General features: G+C 46.2%; 11 protein-coding genes and 1 tRNA gene. 2 read left to right on the plus strand and 10 right to left on the minus strand.

Annotated elements, in window-relative coordinates; genetic code table 11:
• Positions 1 to 4 precede the first annotated feature (4 nt).
• Positions 5 to 637 (plus strand): manganese catalase family protein, encoded by a 633-nt coding sequence (locus ACTQ50_RS07050; protein WP_441483590.1) that lies wholly within the window; start codon positions 5 to 7, stop codon positions 635 to 637.
• Between the two features lie 41 nt (positions 638 to 678).
• On the opposite strand, the gene ACTQ50_RS07055 is transcribed toward ACTQ50_RS07050, so the two are convergent.
• The 8 genes from ACTQ50_RS07055 to fba form a co-directional block, all read right to left on the minus strand.
• Positions 679 to 1,581 (minus strand): radical SAM protein, encoded by a 903-nt coding sequence (locus tag ACTQ50_RS07055; RefSeq protein WP_441483591.1) that lies wholly within the window; start codon positions 1,579 to 1,581, stop codon positions 679 to 681.
• Between the two features lie 4 nt (positions 1,582 to 1,585).
• Complete coding sequence (locus tag ACTQ50_RS07060) at positions 1,586 to 3,424, minus strand: extracellular solute-binding protein (protein ID WP_441483592.1); 1,839 nt, start codon at positions 3,422 to 3,424, stop codon at positions 1,586 to 1,588.
• Positions 3,408 to 5,282, minus strand: a complete 1,875-nt coding sequence (locus ACTQ50_RS07065) for a cache domain-containing sensor histidine kinase (RefSeq protein WP_441483593.1) — start codon at positions 5,280 to 5,282, stop codon at positions 3,408 to 3,410. Before ACTQ50_RS07065 ends, ACTQ50_RS07060 begins: the two co-directional genes overlap by 17 nt.
• Positions 5,254 to 6,798, minus strand: coding sequence for a response regulator transcription factor (locus ACTQ50_RS07070; protein ID WP_441483594.1), 1,545 nt, complete (start codon positions 6,796 to 6,798; stop codon positions 5,254 to 5,256). The genes ACTQ50_RS07065 and ACTQ50_RS07070 overlap by 29 nt, the downstream gene beginning before the upstream one ends.
• Positions 6,799 to 7,074: 276 nt before the next feature.
• The gene (locus tag ACTQ50_RS07075; RefSeq protein ID WP_441483595.1) at positions 7,075 to 7,911 is read right to left on the minus strand and encodes a carbohydrate ABC transporter permease; all 837 of its coding nucleotides are present in this window, start codon (positions 7,909 to 7,911) and stop codon (positions 7,075 to 7,077) included.
• Positions 7,911 to 8,765 carry a carbohydrate ABC transporter permease gene (locus ACTQ50_RS07080; RefSeq protein ID WP_441483596.1) on the minus strand — a complete coding sequence of 285 codons (855 nt, stop codon included), beginning with the start codon at positions 8,763 to 8,765 and terminating at the stop codon, positions 7,911 to 7,913. Before ACTQ50_RS07080 ends, ACTQ50_RS07075 begins: the two co-directional genes overlap by 1 nt.
• 194 nt (positions 8,766 to 8,959) lie before the next feature.
• Entirely contained in the window at positions 8,960 to 10,237 is a 1,278-nt protein-coding gene (locus tag ACTQ50_RS07085; protein WP_441483597.1) for an ABC transporter substrate-binding protein, read from the minus strand.
• Positions 10,238 to 10,540: 303 nt separating this feature from the next.
• A complete protein-coding gene (gene fba, locus ACTQ50_RS07090) occupies positions 10,541 to 11,410 on the minus strand; it encodes a class II fructose-1,6-bisphosphate aldolase (RefSeq protein ID WP_118581582.1) in 870 nt (289 codons plus the stop codon).
• Between the two features lie 204 nt (positions 11,411 to 11,614).
• On the opposite strand from fba, the gene ACTQ50_RS07095 reads away from it, so the two are divergent.
• A tRNA-Tyr gene (locus ACTQ50_RS07095) sits at positions 11,615 to 11,696 on the plus strand.
• A gap of 299 nt (positions 11,697 to 11,995) precedes the next feature.
• Here ACTQ50_RS07095 and ACTQ50_RS07100 read toward each other — a convergent pair.
• Positions 11,996 to 14,128 (minus strand): glycoside hydrolase family 13 protein, encoded by a 2,133-nt coding sequence (locus ACTQ50_RS07100; RefSeq protein WP_441483598.1) that lies wholly within the window; start codon positions 14,126 to 14,128, stop codon positions 11,996 to 11,998.
• A 364-nt stretch (positions 14,129 to 14,492) separates the two neighbouring features.
• Positions 14,493 to 16,343: an ATP-dependent zinc metalloprotease FtsH gene (ftsH, locus tag ACTQ50_RS07105; protein WP_441483599.1), complete on the minus strand. Its 1,851-nt coding sequence runs from the start codon at positions 16,341 to 16,343 to the stop codon at positions 14,493 to 14,495.
• Positions 16,344 to 16,345 lie beyond the last annotated feature (2 nt).

Genomic DNA, 16,345 nt, shown 5'->3' on the forward strand with positions numbered 1-16,345 from the left:
GTCTATGTGGAATTATGAAAAAAGATTGCAGTATCCCATCAATATCACAACACCCAATGCGAAGCTGGCACAGTTCATTTTAAGTCAATATGGCGGTCCCGACGGGGAGGTCGGAGCAGCTATGCGTTATATCTCACAGCGTTATACAATGCCTAACCGCACCTCTACCGCTGTATTAACAGATATAGCCACCGAAGAACTTTCACATTTGGAAATGGTTTCCACTATGGTTCACCAGCTTACCCGTGACCTCACCATGGAGGAAATCGAAAATTCCGGGCTTGGACCATATTATATTGACCATACAGTCGGCGTGTGGCCACAGGCAGCAGGGGGAGTTCCTTTTAATGCATGCGAATTCCAGAGTAAGGGGGATCCGATCACAGATTTATTTGAAGACCTTGCTGCCGAACAGAAGGCACGCTCCACTTATGACAATATCCTCCGCGTAGTACGGAATATCCCCGAAGTTGCTGATCCGATCCGCTTCCTGCGTGCAAGGGAAGTCGTACACTTCCAGCGTTTCGGTGAAGCCCTCCGTTCCATCCAGGAACAGTTGGATTCCAAGAACTTCTACGCCTTCAATCCAAGCTTTGATAATCCATGCACTGCAAGCTGTGCACTAGAAACAAGATAGCCCTACACAGTATAGCGCTGCCTAGCAATTGCAAGGCGGCGCTATACTCCTTCATAATCAAACGCCGGTATAAAGCTCTCCTTCGCGGTCTCCCCTTCCTGGAAGTAGCCGTTTTCGATTCCGAGCTCTATGGCGGCGTTCAGGACTTTTTCATACTCCCGCCGGGTTACTTTCCGGTTCAGTTCCGGGTACTTTTCATTTTTCCAGACAGGAGTGAACTGGTTCATGACGCTGATAAAAATATTCTCCCCGTAAGTCTGGTGCAGATATTTCAACACCGCAATGGAATTCTTCGTGTGGCCTGGCAAAATCAGGTGGCGGACAATGGTTCCACGGCGGATATACCCGTCCTCCCCAAACTGGCAGGGCCCGGTCTGGCGTACCATTTCCGCAATTGCAGCCTGTGCCACCTGCGGATAATCCTCTGCATGGGAAAAAGCAGCTGCCAGCTCAGGCTCCATATACTTCAGATCCGGCAGATATACATCCACATACCCTTCCAGCATACGGATTGTCTCCACATTCTCATAGCCACTGGAATTATACACCACCGGAAGCCCCAATCCTTTTCCCCTGGCCAGTTCCAACGCACAAATGATCTGCGGTACATAATGTGCCCCGGTAACCAGATTCAAATTTGCTGCCCCCTTTTTCTGCAATTCCAGAAAAATTTCAGCAAGCCGCTCCACTGTGATCTCTTTTCCAGAATCCCCAATAGCAATGTCCCGGTTCTGGCAGAAGCAGCACCGAAGGCCGCAGCCGGAGAAAAATACAGCTCCAGATCCTTTTTTCCCGGAAATACAAGGCTCCTCCCACATATGAAGAGCGGCACGGGCAGCCCTTATGGTGCTGTCCATGCCACAATATCCGCGTCCTCCCTCCAGACGGTTCACTTTACACTTCCGGGGACATAAGGTACAACTTTTCAATAATTCCTCAAACATAAAATCACGAATTCTCCTCTCTGATCTTCTGAGTCAGCTCCTGTCCCCCCTGCTCATACCACTCTTCTACAAAGGTATCAAAGTAATCCATAGGCTGCTCCCCCATGATCATCTGGATAAAAGCATTCTTCTCCAAAGTTGCCAGCATATTAGGGATCTCCCCGTCGGAATCCACCAGATACTGGCGCCGCACAGGATTATAGTGACCATCTACCAGCACGCCCACTGCAGAAACCCTGGACTTGTACGCAGCCCAGTCCTCTGCGGTTACATTTTCCCCACTCACGTACTTCATGCAGGCGTCGTAGTAAGACTTCTCCAAAGCACTTAAATTGCTCTCCTTCTGTTTGCCAGACATCACCCTTCGGATATCCTTGGTCACATTATAAATTGCCTCATTATAGTCCACATTAATTACCAGCGGTCTGGCTGTGGGATCTACATTCAGCGCAAAATAACTGTTGATCTCGTCCGCATTCTCCACATCATCAAAACGGCTGTAGTCAAACAGCACACTGATGATCTTCATCACGATTTCCGGATGCTCGTAGCCCTTTCGCACCACCACATACTTGTTATCCCGAAAAGAAGCATACACATTATCCTTCTCCTGATAGTCAGCTGTGAGATAATAAGGCTCCCAGTCTGCTTCCGGATCATTCTCGATCTCGTCCATAAGCGGATTGTTCGGCGCCCACCAAAGCCCGAAAAACGCCCCGCATTTTCCTTCCACCACCAGGTCACGGAGATTATTCTGTGCTCGCAGGGCAAAATTCTGATCCAGGATTCCCCTTTCATACAGTTCCCGCAAGTAAGCAACTGCCGACCTGGTTTCCTCTGTCAGAGAACCGTAAACAATCTCCCCATTTTCATCCTTGATCCATCTTCTTGGATAAGAATAAAATTTCTCAAAAACAGGCTCCACCGAATAATTCTGACTGGTAGTAGACACAAAATTGGTATCACACACAAGTCCTACAGGATCTTCCCCCTCTTCAGCTCCCATCCGGTTCTCCTGAAAGGCCTGGATGATATCCATAGCCTCTTCCAGTGTCTCCGGCTCAGAAAGTCCCAGCTGGTCCATCCAGTCCTTTCGCATCCACAAAAGGCAGGGGCCATGGTCGATCACAGCCTCCGGAAGTGCCATCAGTCTGCCATCAAAGGTTCCCGCCCCCAGAAGCTGGGGACCATAACTGTTATACATGGCCTTGATCCTTGGGGACGTACAATTTGCGTAAACATCCGTCAGATCCTCCACCAGATCATTTTCCACAAGCGTATTCAAAGTCTCCCTGTCCGAAACCACCAGTACATCCGGCAAAGTGTGATCGTTCACCAGCACATTCACATAATCGTTGTAACGGTCCTCCCGCTCCATATAGGTATTTTTATTCTGCACATTCAGGATCTCTTTCAGATACCGGGTGTAGGCGTTGTCCTCATAAGTGTTTCCCTCTGGGAGATTGGAGTTATTGGCACCGCTGATCTGCCCTAAAGTATAAGTCACCAATTCCGGATACTTGCCGTATGGAGTAGTGGAAGCCTTTTTCCACTGTCCGCTGTCTGCGGGATCATCTGCTTGGGAATTGTCCGTTTCTGTACCGTTTTTTGTACTGTTCTTTGCAGCATTCCCGTTTTCTTTCTCTCCGCCAGCCACATCTGATTCTTTCCCGGAACCGCTATTTAATTCTTCCGACTCTTCGCCTCCAGGAATTTCACTTTCCACACTGACATTCTCTTTTCCCAGACTTTTATCCGCGCAGCCGCAGCCAGTCAGCGCGCCAGCCGAAACCACCATAGAAAAAGCCAGTCCCAGTGCCAGTATTCTATTTTTGTTCTTCACTTTTTCCACCATCCTTCCCGGTTCCGTCCTTACTGTCCCCTTCCGGCTCCTGCAAAAACTTTTTCGCAGAAAATTCTCCAGCTGCCACGGTCTCCTCATCCGCCTTTTCTCTCGGGATTCTCATTTCAACCCTGGTGCCCTGATCAATTTTACTAAATACCCTGATTCCATATTTCTCCCCATAAAGGAGCTGCATTCTGTCATTGACATTCTTAAGGCCATATCCGGAAGCCTTATAGGTTACCAGCTTATCAGCCTCTTCCTGCTCCATTCCCGGTCCATTGTCTTCCACTGCAAGAAGCACATCCTCACCATCCTTTACAAAGAACAGTTTCAGGATCTTCTCTCCCTCTTCTTTCATGTCCAGTCCATGCTCCAGGGCATTCTCCACAACAGGCTGCAGCAGCAGTTTAGGCACAATATCCCCTTTCACCTCCGGATCAATTTCCCAGATCACCTGAAAATCATTGTCATGCATCACCAGCTGGATATCCAGGTACGCCCTAATATTCTGAATACAGTTGTCCACGGTAACCATGTCCTGTCCCTTACTTAAAGCAGTCCGGTAAAACATGGATAAGGACAACGTAACCTTACTGATTTCCCTCTGGTTGCTCCGAATGGCCATCCAGTTGATAACAGACAGGGAATTATACAGGAAATGAGGGTTGATCTGGGCAGTCAGCGCCTTCAGTTCAAACTCCTTCAGCGCGATCTTATTCTCATAAACCTCATGGATCAGACGGTTGATCTCATCCATCATCCTTCGGAAGCTACGCACCAGAAGACCGATTTCATCCCCGGCATCGCTGTCCACCGTAACCACACGGCTGCCCTGGTTCACCTGGTTCATGTTCTCGGTAAGCTCCTCGATCTTTCTGGTAAAAAGCCTGGAAAAAGAAAGTCCCAGTGCCAGGATAATGGCAACACAAGCCACGATCAGCGGGATCTCACTGACCAGGATTCCTGCCACAGAGCTGTCTACTGTTGACTGCAGCTTATACAGATAAAAGCTCCAGCCACAGACTGTATTCTCCCGGTTTACAAACGCATAATCCTTCTGCCCGGATTCCAAAAGTTCCTTCGAAACCACATATCCATTCTCCGTCACGCTCTTCTTGGCAACAGAGTTTTCCACTTCATTAACAGAATCCGAATTCTTTCCATCTTTTTCTCCCAGCAGTTCCTTCTGAAACAGCACATTTCCCTCTTTATCCAGGATCATTCCCCCAGACTCCGCGGAAATAATATTCTCAAAAGGCTGGAAGATCTTATTATAATCCAGTGTAATACAAAGAACCGCGGTCTGCTCTTTGCCGTCGTAGATCCGTCTTACAGCTGCAATTTCCGGCTTTTCCTTATCTACCACCCACTGTACAGACACATCCTCCGCCAGTTCGTCATACCACCACTCCTTATCCACCTCAGCCAAAGGCACAAGTGTATACTCATGGCGAACCTTAATACTGTCCGCAAACAGCTGGATCTGTGTAATGGCATCATGATAGGACTTTGGCACAGACAAAAGAGGATCCGCTACTTCCGTATACTTCTTATAAGCGTAATAATTATCCATATTTTTCTCTGCGATCAGGTCCTCAATATCCGGGGAATAAGTGAGATAATTCAAAAGACTGGAAAAAACCTCGATCTGACTGTCGATTCCCTCTCCGGTCTGCTCCAGGATGGAAGACATATCCTCCATTTCTTTTTCCCGGAGCAGACTGCTCATGCGGCCGTGACTGTACCACACAAGCAGGATCATGGGAACCAGGCTGGCTGTCACAAGAAGAATGGTCAGCTTGTGACGATATTTCATATTCTTAAATTTATTCTTTATGGCTGCCGGTATTCTCATCCTCTTCACCGGTTCCTTTCCGGTAGGACTCCGGGCTGCTTCCGTAATATTCCCTGAAACTTCTGCAGAAGTAAGAAACGTTCGGGATTCCTACCTGTTCACTGACCTGTGCCACCTTCATATTGGAGCTGCACAAAAGCTCCTTCGCCTTCTCCATGCGGACCACACGGATGAAACGGTTCAGGTTCATGCCAGTCTCTTTTTTGAAAATAAAGCTGAGATAACCGGAGGACAGGTACACCTTCTCCGCCAAGGTTTCAAGACTTAAATCCTCCGCATAATGCTGATAAATATAATTCTTTACAGAAGCCACCTCGTCTCTGGAACCGCTCATGGAACGTTCCAGGAACTCCTCGTACTCCTTAATATTCTCCTGGGTGATGGCCAGGATCTGCTTCAGATCCGTACAGCTATAAAGCCGCTCCACCTCATGGTCCAGCTTCCGCTCCTCAGAGAACTGATTTTCCTGGAAAAGCTCCTGGATCACATTGGAAAAAACAAATTTCACATACATGGCAGAGAAACGGGTATCGTTCTCATATTTCTTCACCAGACACTCAAAATGCTTCTTCAGCTGCTCCACATCCTTGCGGGAAATATCCTCAGAAATCTTCTCCATCAGGCGGGAATCCTGTGTCTCCGCATTCACAGGCTGGCTGTCATCTGCCTCGTTGTTAAACACATGTACATCTGGATGATAAAATTTCTCCTCCATAGTCTGCTCCAGCTGGGACATGATCTCCGGCAAAGCCTCATGCCCTTCGAACCGGCTGCTCACAGCCAGATGAAAGCTTGCAGAGTACTTCTGCTTCAGAAGATCATACAGATGCTTGGCAACCAGCTGATAATCACAGTATACATCTGAGAAAAACAGCACCGACTGTCTGGTATTCAGGTTCAGGTAAAAGAAATTCCGGTGCAGTCCCTGCATCAGTTCCTCGTCAATATTATCTGGCACATTGTCAAAAAATGCCTTGTCCGCTTCAATGAGAATGGCACAGTGCCACTGCTCCCAGCTGGACTGATCCAGGATCTCCCCTGCCTTTTTCAGCACCTCTTCATTACCGGAATACAGGTAGGTCTGAAGGAAATACTGAAGAAGAAAATTCTTCTCCTTCTCCGCCTTCTGCTTCTGGGACTGGACACTCTGGATCTCGGCCTTCACTTTCCCAATAGTGGTGTGGAAGGTATCCGGGTCTACCGGTTTGAGCACATAATCCTTCACCCCATAGCGCATAGCTTCCTGGGCAAAAGCGAAGTCACTGTATCCACTGAAGATCACAATGGGAAGACTGGGGTTCTCCTCCCTGGCCTTTTTTGCCAGCTCAAGGCCGTCCATATGAGGCATCTTTATATCTGTTAAAAGAAAGTCGATTGCCTCACCGCGCAGCACATTCAGAGCCTGTTTGCCGTTAGAGGCCTCGTGGATCTCATATTCTCCTTCTTCCTGGGACAAAAGGAATTTGATTCCCTCGCGCTCTATTTTCTCGTCATCTGTTATCAAAACTTTGTACATATTCAGTACTCCGATCTTTTATTATATTTCATTTCAAAAGCTCCGGACATTAATTTATATACCATTTATATCCGTTTATTGAAAAATCAATTCTCCCATGCCCCATCATCCTGTCTCAAACTTCCGTCCCGGCGCATCTGGAACCTTATATAAAGATAAAGATAGCCCCTCGCATCCCTGCAAAGAACTATCTTTATTTTAACATTCAGGTGTCATATTGAAAAGGGAATTCTTCCCAAAAATCTCATGAAAAAACCGTCCTTTTATCCAAAGGGATCAACCCTTAACCGCACCGGCAACAACACCCTCGATGATGTATTTCTGGCAAACCAGATATACAACAATGATCGGGATAATGTCGATCATAATACTTGCCATCATCGGTCCCATCTGTACATGACCGTAGCTTCCGCGGAAATACTGGATTGCCATTGGAATGGTTTTGTAATTTTTGATATCCAGAACCAGAGTCGGAAGAAGGTAATCGTTCCATACCCACATCAGCTCCAGGATTGCAGTGGAGATAATGGTTGGTTTCAGGATCGGGATCAGGATCTTAAAATAAACCTGCAGAGGGCTGCAGCCGTCGATCATGGCAGCTTCCTCGATTTCCATCGGGCTTCCTTTTACAAATCCGGTGAACATAAATACTGCAAGTCCGGCACCAAATCCAAGATAAACAATGCAGATGGTGTACGGGTTGTTCAGTTTTAAAGTATCGGCTGTTTTTGCCAGGGTAAACATAACCATCTGGAAAGGAACAACCATACTGAATACGCAAAGGTAATACAGTACTTTGGAAAGTAAACCGTTTACACGGACAATGTACCATGCGCACATGGAACAGCAAAGCAGGATCAAGATAACGGACATTACAGAAATTACAAGGCTGTACCAGAAGGATTTTAGGAAATCCATCTGTGTCACGCTGTCGATAAAGTTCTGGATGCCGTTCCAGGTCTCAGCTGTAGGAAGCTGGAACACACCAGATGTAGTGATGGCAGACTCCACTTTCAGGGAGTTAAACAGGATCATAACGATTGGATAGATCCAGATAATTGAAATAATGGAAAGGATTATGGTTGGGATAATACTTTTTTTCTTATCTGCCATTATGCCTGCACCTCCTTAGATGATGTTGCACGAAGCTGGATCAGGGCGATCACAACAACCAGTACAAAGAATACAACTGCTTTTGCCTGGCCGATACCCTTCCATGCAGGGCCGCTTCGTCCGTAAAATGTATCGTAAATGTTCAGAGCCAGTAACTGTGACTGTTTTCCAGGATCTCCGCCTGTAAGGGAAAGGTTCTGATCGAACATCTTGAATCCGTTTGTAAGAGTAAGGAATGTACAAATTGTAACAGATGGCATGATCATCGGGATTTTGATCTTAAACAGGATCTGTGTTGCTGTCGCGCCATCGATCTGTGCAGCCTCAATAAGATCAGGAGATACGTTATTAAGACCAGCTACGTAAATGATCATCATATATCCGATCTGCTGCCATAACAGCAGGATGATCATTCCAATAAAACCATTTGTTGCAGACAGTTTCAGAAGTGGCTGTCCCCACATGGAAAGCAGACCATTTAACAGTGTCTGCCAGATATAACCAAGTACAATACCGCCGATCAGGTTCGGCATGAAAAATACAGTACGGAACACGTTTGTTCCTTTGAAGCCCTTTGTGAGAGCCAGTGCAATGGCAAAGGCCAGCACGTTGATCAGAATACTGGAAACAAATGCGAATACAACGGTCAGCCAGAATGCATGACTGAAATCACCGCCGATAAAAATTTTCTTGTAGTTGGAAAGTCCAACCCAGACTACGTCTTTTACTGTTGTAAATTTACAAAATGAAAGATAAATACCCCAGATAAACGGCCATAAGAAACCGATGATAAATGCTGCCAATGTTGGCAGAACAAATACCGGCCACCATTTTTTCAGAGATTTTCCTACCATTTTTCACTCCTCCTTTTCCTGTTACGACACCTTTGCGGAAGGTTATCCGCCACCCAAAACATTACATCATTTTTCCATTAAAATGGGGAGGCCATGTTTCGCCTCCCCACCCTGTTCACCATTCTATATTATGACCTTGGATTTCTCCCTGCCATATTATATGCTGTTGGAAAGAAATTTATTACTTATTGCAATTATTCTGAAAGAGCTTTCTCAGTTGCCCATCCGTCAACGAATGCGGATACTACATCATCCCAGGAACCAGATCCTGCTGCATATAAGGTAAGAGCAGTACCAACGCCGTTTTTCCACTCTTCAGATGGCATTGTTGTGAAGTTCCATGATACAGGTGTAAGACCAGCAGCTGTGTACTCAGCATCCTGTTTTACAAATACGTTCTGGGACTCTTCTGCTGTTTTGAAAGGAATTGTGAAGCCCATGTCTTCTGCCATAGCTTTTGTTCCCTCGTCAGAAGTTACACACCAGTTCATGAAATCAAGTGTTGCCTGGATATCTTCCTCAGAAGCCTCTTTGTTTACACACCAGAAGTTCTCTGTACCAGTTGCAAGACCTTCGTTCTCATCGTCAACACCGAAGTAGATCGGGATCATAGCCAGCTCATCGTCGCTGTATGTCTTGGACAGTTCGCCATATTCCCAGGAACCGTTCTGATAGAATACTGCATCGCCGTTGATGAACTCGTTACGGGAGTCATCTGCTGTCTTAGCGGAAAGCTCTGCTCCATCGCAGGTAGAATCTGTAATGTAAAGATCAAATACATTCTTGTAGTTGTCAAGGTATGTTCCCTTGATGGCATCTGTATCATCAATGCCGTCTGCCTGATACTCATAGTAGATTGGCAGGTTTGCAAGGTGTGTTTTGAATCTCCAGTCAGAGGATCCGTCCATACCAGCGCTTGTGAAAGCACCTTTTACGCCAAGCTCGTCTTTTCTTGCCTGGATGTCATCAGCTACTTTTTTCAGATCATCAAAGCTCTTGATGTCATCTACTGTGTAGCCTGCTTTTTCCAGTAATGTCTTGTTTGTGATCAGTCCATAGGACTCGATTACGTATGCGATACCGTCAACTGCGTCGCCATCTTTTACTGTGTAAGCATCAGATGTTAACTGGGAGTAGATGTCAGATCCTGAAAGATCATAGCAGTAATCTTTCCAGTTCTTAAGACCTACAGGTCCGTTTACCTGGAAAAGTGTAGGAGCATCGCTCTTAGCCATCTCAGACTGAAGTGTGGTCTCATACTGTCCGGAAGCTGCTGTAACAACTGTTACCGGAACGCCAGTCTCTTCTGTATATTTAGCTGCCAGGTTCTGCCATGCTTCATCCTGCTCTGGTTTGAAGTTTAAGTAGTAAACCTTTCCGGCTGCGTCATCAGCCATAACCGGTAATGCCGGTACCATAGAAGCTGCCATAATTGCGCTAAGTCCCATTGCTGTGATTTTTCTCATCTTCATAATTTTCTTCTCCTTTTCTTTGAGATCCGTTTCTTAAGATGTTTATATAATACTGATTTTCCTGTTAAAAAACCATGATAAAAAATCAAGAAACATGTTCATTTTTTAAGAGAGTAAAATTTGAATATGGATATATTGGCGCAATTTGTATATACATTCTCAGTTCTTGCCCTTCATTTATTATATACAGCTATTTCTATATAAAGAAAGGTCCACAGATGATCTGTGAACCTTCTTTATACACAAAAGAGGACTGCAAACTGCAGTCCCCTCTCTTTCCGCATGTGCGGAGGAAAATCATATTCAGGCTTTTCCAACGGATCCGAAGATTTCCATTTTCTCTTTAACAGTAGCCTTGATTGCATCGAAGCCAGGTGCAAGAAGTTTACGTGGGTCATATCCTTTACCCTGCTGATCTTTGCCTTCCTCGATGTATTTACGTGTAGCTTCTGCGAAAGAAAGCTGGCACTCTGTGTTAACGTTGATCTTGGAAACTCCAAGGTCGATTGCTTTCTTGATCATGTCTGTAGGAATACCTGTACCACCGTGAAGAACTAACGGCATATCGCCTGTAAGCTGCTGGATCGCATCCAGAGTCTCAAAGCTTAAGCCCTTCCAGTTAGCCGGATATTTACCATGAATGTTACCGATACCTGCTGCCAGGAAATCGATACCAAGATCAGCGATCATCTTGCATTCCTTAGGATCTGCGCACTCGCCCATACCGATAACGCCGTCTTCCTCACCACCGATGGAGCCAACCTCTGCCTCTAAGGACATTCCGTGCTCTCTTGTGATCTTAACCAGCTCTTTAGTCTTAGCAACGTTCTCTTCGATCGGATAATGAGAACCGTCGAACATAATGGATGAGAATCCAGCCTCAACACATTTCAGGCATCCTTCATAGGAGCCGTGATCCAGGTGAAGTGCAACCGGAACAGTGATCTTCTGCTCTTCCATCATACCCTTAACCATTCCAACAACGGTCTTGTAACCAGCCATATACTTACCAGCTCCCTCAGAAACACCCAGGATAACCGGGGAGTTCAGTTCCTGTGCTGTAAGCAGAATAGCCTTTGTCCACTCAAGGTTGTTGATATTGAACTGACCAACTGCATAATGTCCAGCTTTTGCTTTTTTCAGCATTTCTGTTGCATTAACTAACTCATACATGATAAAATTCCTCCTATCTTTGGAAACACCTTAACTATTTCCATTGTCTGTAGTTTAGCAGATTTTTCCCCATTCGTCTACCTCTTTGCAAAAAAAATGAGTTATTGATTCTTTTTTTCATTCCCCTCGCACACAAAGTCTCAAAAAAACTGAAAAAACATCTTGCAAAACCGACTTCGATTGTATATAATAAATCTCGTTCACGGATGGATTCCCGAGTGGCCAAAGGGGACAGACTGTAAATCTGCTGGCGATGCCTTCGAAGGTTCGAATCCTTCTCCATCCACTACTTATTAACTCCTGAGTATTTTATACTCGGGAGTTTTTCTGTCATACGCCAAAGCGGTTCGAATCCTTCTCCATCCACTACTTATTAACTCCTGAGTATTTTATACTCGGGAGTTTTTCTGTCATACGCCAAAGCGGTTCGAATCCTTCTCCATCCACTATTTTATTTACTCCTGAGTATTCCGCTCGGGAGTTTTTTATTTCCTGTTTCCCCGTATCAGCAGCGCAGCGCCCTGATACCAAACTTTTCATTTTTCCTTCCGCCTTGAGCCCATAGGCCCCTCCTCACGGCGTCCCTTAATCTTCCACAAAAACAGTCGGATTCTCACACTTATGATACAGCACCATCGCCCCAAACGCCGGCATCGGCACCCTGATCACACCAGCCTTTGCTGTATACTCATATTCCTCAGTGGTATATCCGTCCCTGTAAGACAACATAATTCTCTTCAACACCGAATCCTTCAGCCTGCTGATCCCCGTCTTCCAGACCTCAATCTCCACCTCCCGGTCCTCATTCCGGTTATTCAAAATCACAATCATCCTCTCATCATGAGAAAATCTTCCAAAACAAAGTCCCTGATAATCATTCCAAAGGAACACCAGCGATCCATTACTAAGGAACTCATACTCCTTATGGATCCTGATCATATCCCTATGGAACGCGATCATCATCTGATCCTCATGCCCCCAAGGATACGTCCTCCTGTTATCCGGATCCGTAAATCCACAGACACCAGCCTCATCTCCATAATAAACCGTCGGAGCCCCCGGCCATGTCATCTGCACTACAACCCCCTCACGCATAACTGCCGGATTGATATTCTGAGAAGCAGCCTCCGCCCCAGCATAGGAAATACGTCCCACACGACGGTTCGTCCTTGTCAGGAACCTGGAATGATCATGATTCGACAACTCATTCATAGAAGTATAAAGCGCAGACATATGAAGCGCCCTCATATGCGTCTTCATCGCCCCGATAAACGCATCACTATTTCCATAAAGGTCATCCCTGCACTCATCACTGTGCTTCTCCATACCAGTAAGGAACCAGGTCAGCGGCTCCATAAAGGCATCGTAGTTCATAACCGTATCCCACTCATCCCCCTGCAGCCAGCTCTCCGGATTGCCATAATGCTCTGCCAGAATAATGGCATTAGGATTCGCCTCCTTCACAGCCTTCCGGAAATCCTTCCAGAACTGATGGTTAAATTCATTGCTGTGACCAAGGTCCGCCGCCACATCCAGTCTCCATCCATCTACGTTATATGGCGCAGAAACCCACTTCTTACCAATCTCCAGGATCTTGTCATACAGATCCCTGGAAGCCTCGTAATTCAGCTTCGGCAAGGTATCATGGGTCCACCAGCCATCATAAGTCGGGTTATACGGCCAGCGGTTCTCATCATAAAAATTAAAGTAATATCTATACGGACTGTCCGCAGAAATATAAGCTCCCTTGGGATACCCCTCCTGATTCTCATAAATCCGCTCCCTGTCCATCCATTTGTTAAACGATCCACAATGGTTAAATACACCATCCAGGATCACCTTCATGCCTCTTCTGTGAATCTCCTCCACCAGCTTGGCAAACAGCTCATTACTAGCCTCCAGATTCCGTTTATCTGTCACACGCTTAATAAACTTCTGGGCATGGGCATTCTCACGGTCCCCCTCATTCAGGAGGCCGCCCTCCATATCCTCCACGATTTTGCCGTAATGAGGATCCACATACTCATAGTCCTGAATATCGTACTTATGATTGCTCGGAGAAACAAAAATCGGGTTCAGATAAATAACATCCACTCCCAGGTCCTGCAGATAATCCAGCTTATCCATAATTCCCTGCAGGTCACCGCCGTAGAACTCACGGACACCCATAACTGCCGGAACTTTCCCCCAGTCTCTCACCCTGGAAGTCATATCCCCAATATAAAAATACTCCCGGTCCTCCACATCATTAGACAGATCCCCATTACAAAAACGATCTACAAAAATCTGGTACATAACTGCACCCTTCGCCCACTGTGGTGTGTCATAATCCGGATAAATCTCAAACTCCAGGCGTTCCTCCGGGTTCATGGAAACACCCTGATAATTATAATAACAGGTCACCCATCCGTATGTGATCTCAAAATGATAGCGGATGATCTTCTCCCCCATCATAATAGAAGTCTCATAATAATCGAATCCATTGGATTTCGCTACACGCTCCATCTGCTGGCGCTTGCCATCATACACCAGATAAACCATATCCACGTTATTACGCTTGGTACGGAAGCGGATCCGGACTTTGTCTCCTGCCTTGGGATTTGACGGACTGCGGTAATAATCAGAACCATCGCTGAACAATGCCTCTGTATTCAAAACCGGTCTCATATTCAATATATATTGCATTTTCTTCATTACATCTGCATTATTACGATCCATAACATCCCTCTTTCTAAAAAATTACGCCTTATATATTATTTTAACTGAAAACCATTCTTCCCACAACAGTTAAAATTCGGCTTATCCTCCAAACTTCCGCCCATCTTCAAGGCGATTTCACTAAAGAGTCCGCGCCGCGTCCCGCTCGCACAGCAACACAAAAGCGTACTTTTAAAGGCTTATCCCCTTAACGTAAAAAAGACAGCCGATGAAAGCTGTCTTTTTTGGAGAAGGTATTTCTTCTTATGGGGTGTAGCAAAAACTATATAATGTATTGGGGGGTTTTTACGATGTATATCGTACCATGTGTCCACGAAAAAGTGTGCACAAACTTCACAAAAATCACTATTATTTTTTGTGCATATTATATACTCTCGTTTGATTCACCCTGTTTTTCCATTGTAAAAAGTGCTTCGAACTCGTCCCGATGTACTTTTTCCTTCTCGAGAAGAAGCTTCGCACAGCCGTGAAGAACGTCCATATGTTCAGAAATGATCTTCTTCGCATTGTCGTGACACTCCTCAATAATGCTGTGGATCTCACTGTCGATTGCCTTGGCAACATCCTCGCTGTAACCACGGGTATGTGCCAGATCCCTGCCGATAAATACCTCATCGTCATCATCCCCGTAGGAGATCAGACCAATCTTATCAGACATACCATACTTGGTCACCATAGCTCTGGCCTCACTGGTAGCGCGCTTGATATCATTGGATGCACCTGTTGTAATGTCCCCAAAGATCAGCTCCTCTGCCACACGTCCTCCAAGAAGTGTGGTAATATCCTGAAGCATTTTGCCCTTGGTGTTAAACATTTCGTCATTCTCCGGAAGAGGCATGGTATAACCGGCAGCTCCCATTCCAGTGGGAATAATGGAAATGGTGTAAACAGGCTCCATATCCGGCAGCACATGGAACAGGAGCGCATGACCTGCCTCATGGTAAGCAGTGATCCGTTTCTCTTTCTCGGAAATCACCTTGCTCTTCTTCTCTGCACCGATCCCAACCTTGATAAAGGCATTCTTAATATCCTTCTGGCGGATAAATACATGGCCTTTTCTTGCAGCTGCAATGGCAGCCTCATTCATCAGGTTCTCCAGATCTGCACCGGTAAATCCAGCTGTGGTCTGGGCGATCTGCTTCAGATCCACGTCCTCTCCAAGAGGTTTATCCTTGGCATGAACGTGGAGGATTTCCTCCCTGCCTTTGATATCCGGACGTCCAACGCCAACTTTACGGTCAAAACGTCCCGGACGAAGGATCGCAGGATCCAGAATATCCACACGGTTAGTCGCTGCCATTACGATGATTCCTTCATTTACCCCGAAACCATCCATCTCTACAAGAAGCTGGTTCAGAGTCTGCTCTCTCTCATCATGGCCGCCGCCCATTCCTGTTCCACGCTGTCTTGCAACCGCGTCGATCTCATCAATAAAAATGATACAAGGTGCGTGACGCTTGCCCTCTTCAAAAAGATCTCTCACACGGGAAGCACCTACACCAACAAACATTTCCACAAAATCAGAACCGGAAATGGAAAAAAACGGAACTCCCGCTTCCCCGGCAACTGCCTTGGCAAGAAGGGTCTTACCAGTTCCTGGAGGGCCTACAAGGATCACACCTTTCGGGATTCTGGCTCCAACCTTGGTATATTTCTGAGGATCCTTCAGGAAATCTACAACCTCCTTCAGTTCCTCCTTCTCTTCCTCCAGACCGGCTACGTTCTGGAAGGTTACCTTCTTATCATCCGGCATGGACATTCTCGCCCTGCTTTTGCCAAAATTCATCATCTTGGCATTGGTACCGCCGCCACCGCCTGACATCTGACGGTTCATCATCAGCATGAGGAAGATGATAAGACCACAGGTAAGAAGCACCGGAAAAACAGAGGTCAGAAATACGCTCTGCTTCGGCACATCCTCCACAGCAGGATCAAGCCCGTTCTCACGAAGAAGCTGCTCTGCCTCATTTACATCTGCCACATAAATACGCTTCTGTCCCTCGCCGCTTATGTTCACGATCACAGAACCTGTTGGAACCTCGCTGTTCTGATGGATCGTGGCACTAGTCACCTTACCGTCTGCTACGGCCTGCTCCAGCTGTCCATAAGTATAATCACTCTGGACAGACACCTGATTGTTCAGATACAGGTAACCTGCGATCAAAGCTACGATCAGGACAAGATACAAGCCAATTCTGCCTGACTGCTTATTCACTT

Source organism: Blautia sp. Sow4_E7 (genome assembly GCF_052116245.1).
Lineage (GTDB): Bacteria > Bacillota > Clostridia > Lachnospirales > Lachnospiraceae > Blautia_A.

Bases quoted from the DNA above. Each gene is read 5' to 3' on its own strand.
- ACTQ50_RS07080 (WP_441483596.1), bottom strand. From the start codon at position 8,765: ATGGTAGGAAAATCTCTGAAAAAATGGTGGCCGGTATTTGTTCTGCCA.
- ACTQ50_RS07085 (WP_441483597.1), bottom strand. From the start codon at position 10,237: ATGAAGATGAGAAAAATCACAGCAATGGGACTTAGCGCAATTATGGCA.
- ACTQ50_RS07100 (WP_441483598.1), bottom strand. From the start codon at position 14,128: ATGGATCGTAATAATGCAGATGTAATGAAGAAAATGCAATATATATTG.
- fba (WP_118581582.1), bottom strand. From the start codon at position 11,410: ATGTATGAGTTAGTTAATGCAACAGAAATGCTGAAAAAAGCAAAAGCT.
- ACTQ50_RS07075 (WP_441483595.1), bottom strand. From the start codon at position 7,911: ATGGCAGATAAGAAAAAAAGTATTATCCCAACCATAATCCTTTCCATT.
- ACTQ50_RS07070 (WP_441483594.1), bottom strand. From the start codon at position 6,798: ATGTACAAAGTTTTGATAACAGATGACGAGAAAATAGAGCGCGAGGGA.
- ACTQ50_RS07050 (WP_441483590.1), top strand. From the start codon at position 5: ATGTGGAATTATGAAAAAAGATTGCAGTATCCCATCAATATCACAACA.
- ACTQ50_RS07065 (WP_441483593.1), bottom strand. From the start codon at position 5,282: ATGAGAATACCGGCAGCCATAAAGAATAAATTTAAGAATATGAAATAT.
- ACTQ50_RS07055 (WP_441483591.1), bottom strand. From the start codon at position 1,581: ATGTTTGAGGAATTATTGAAAAGTTGTACCTTATGTCCCCGGAAGTGT.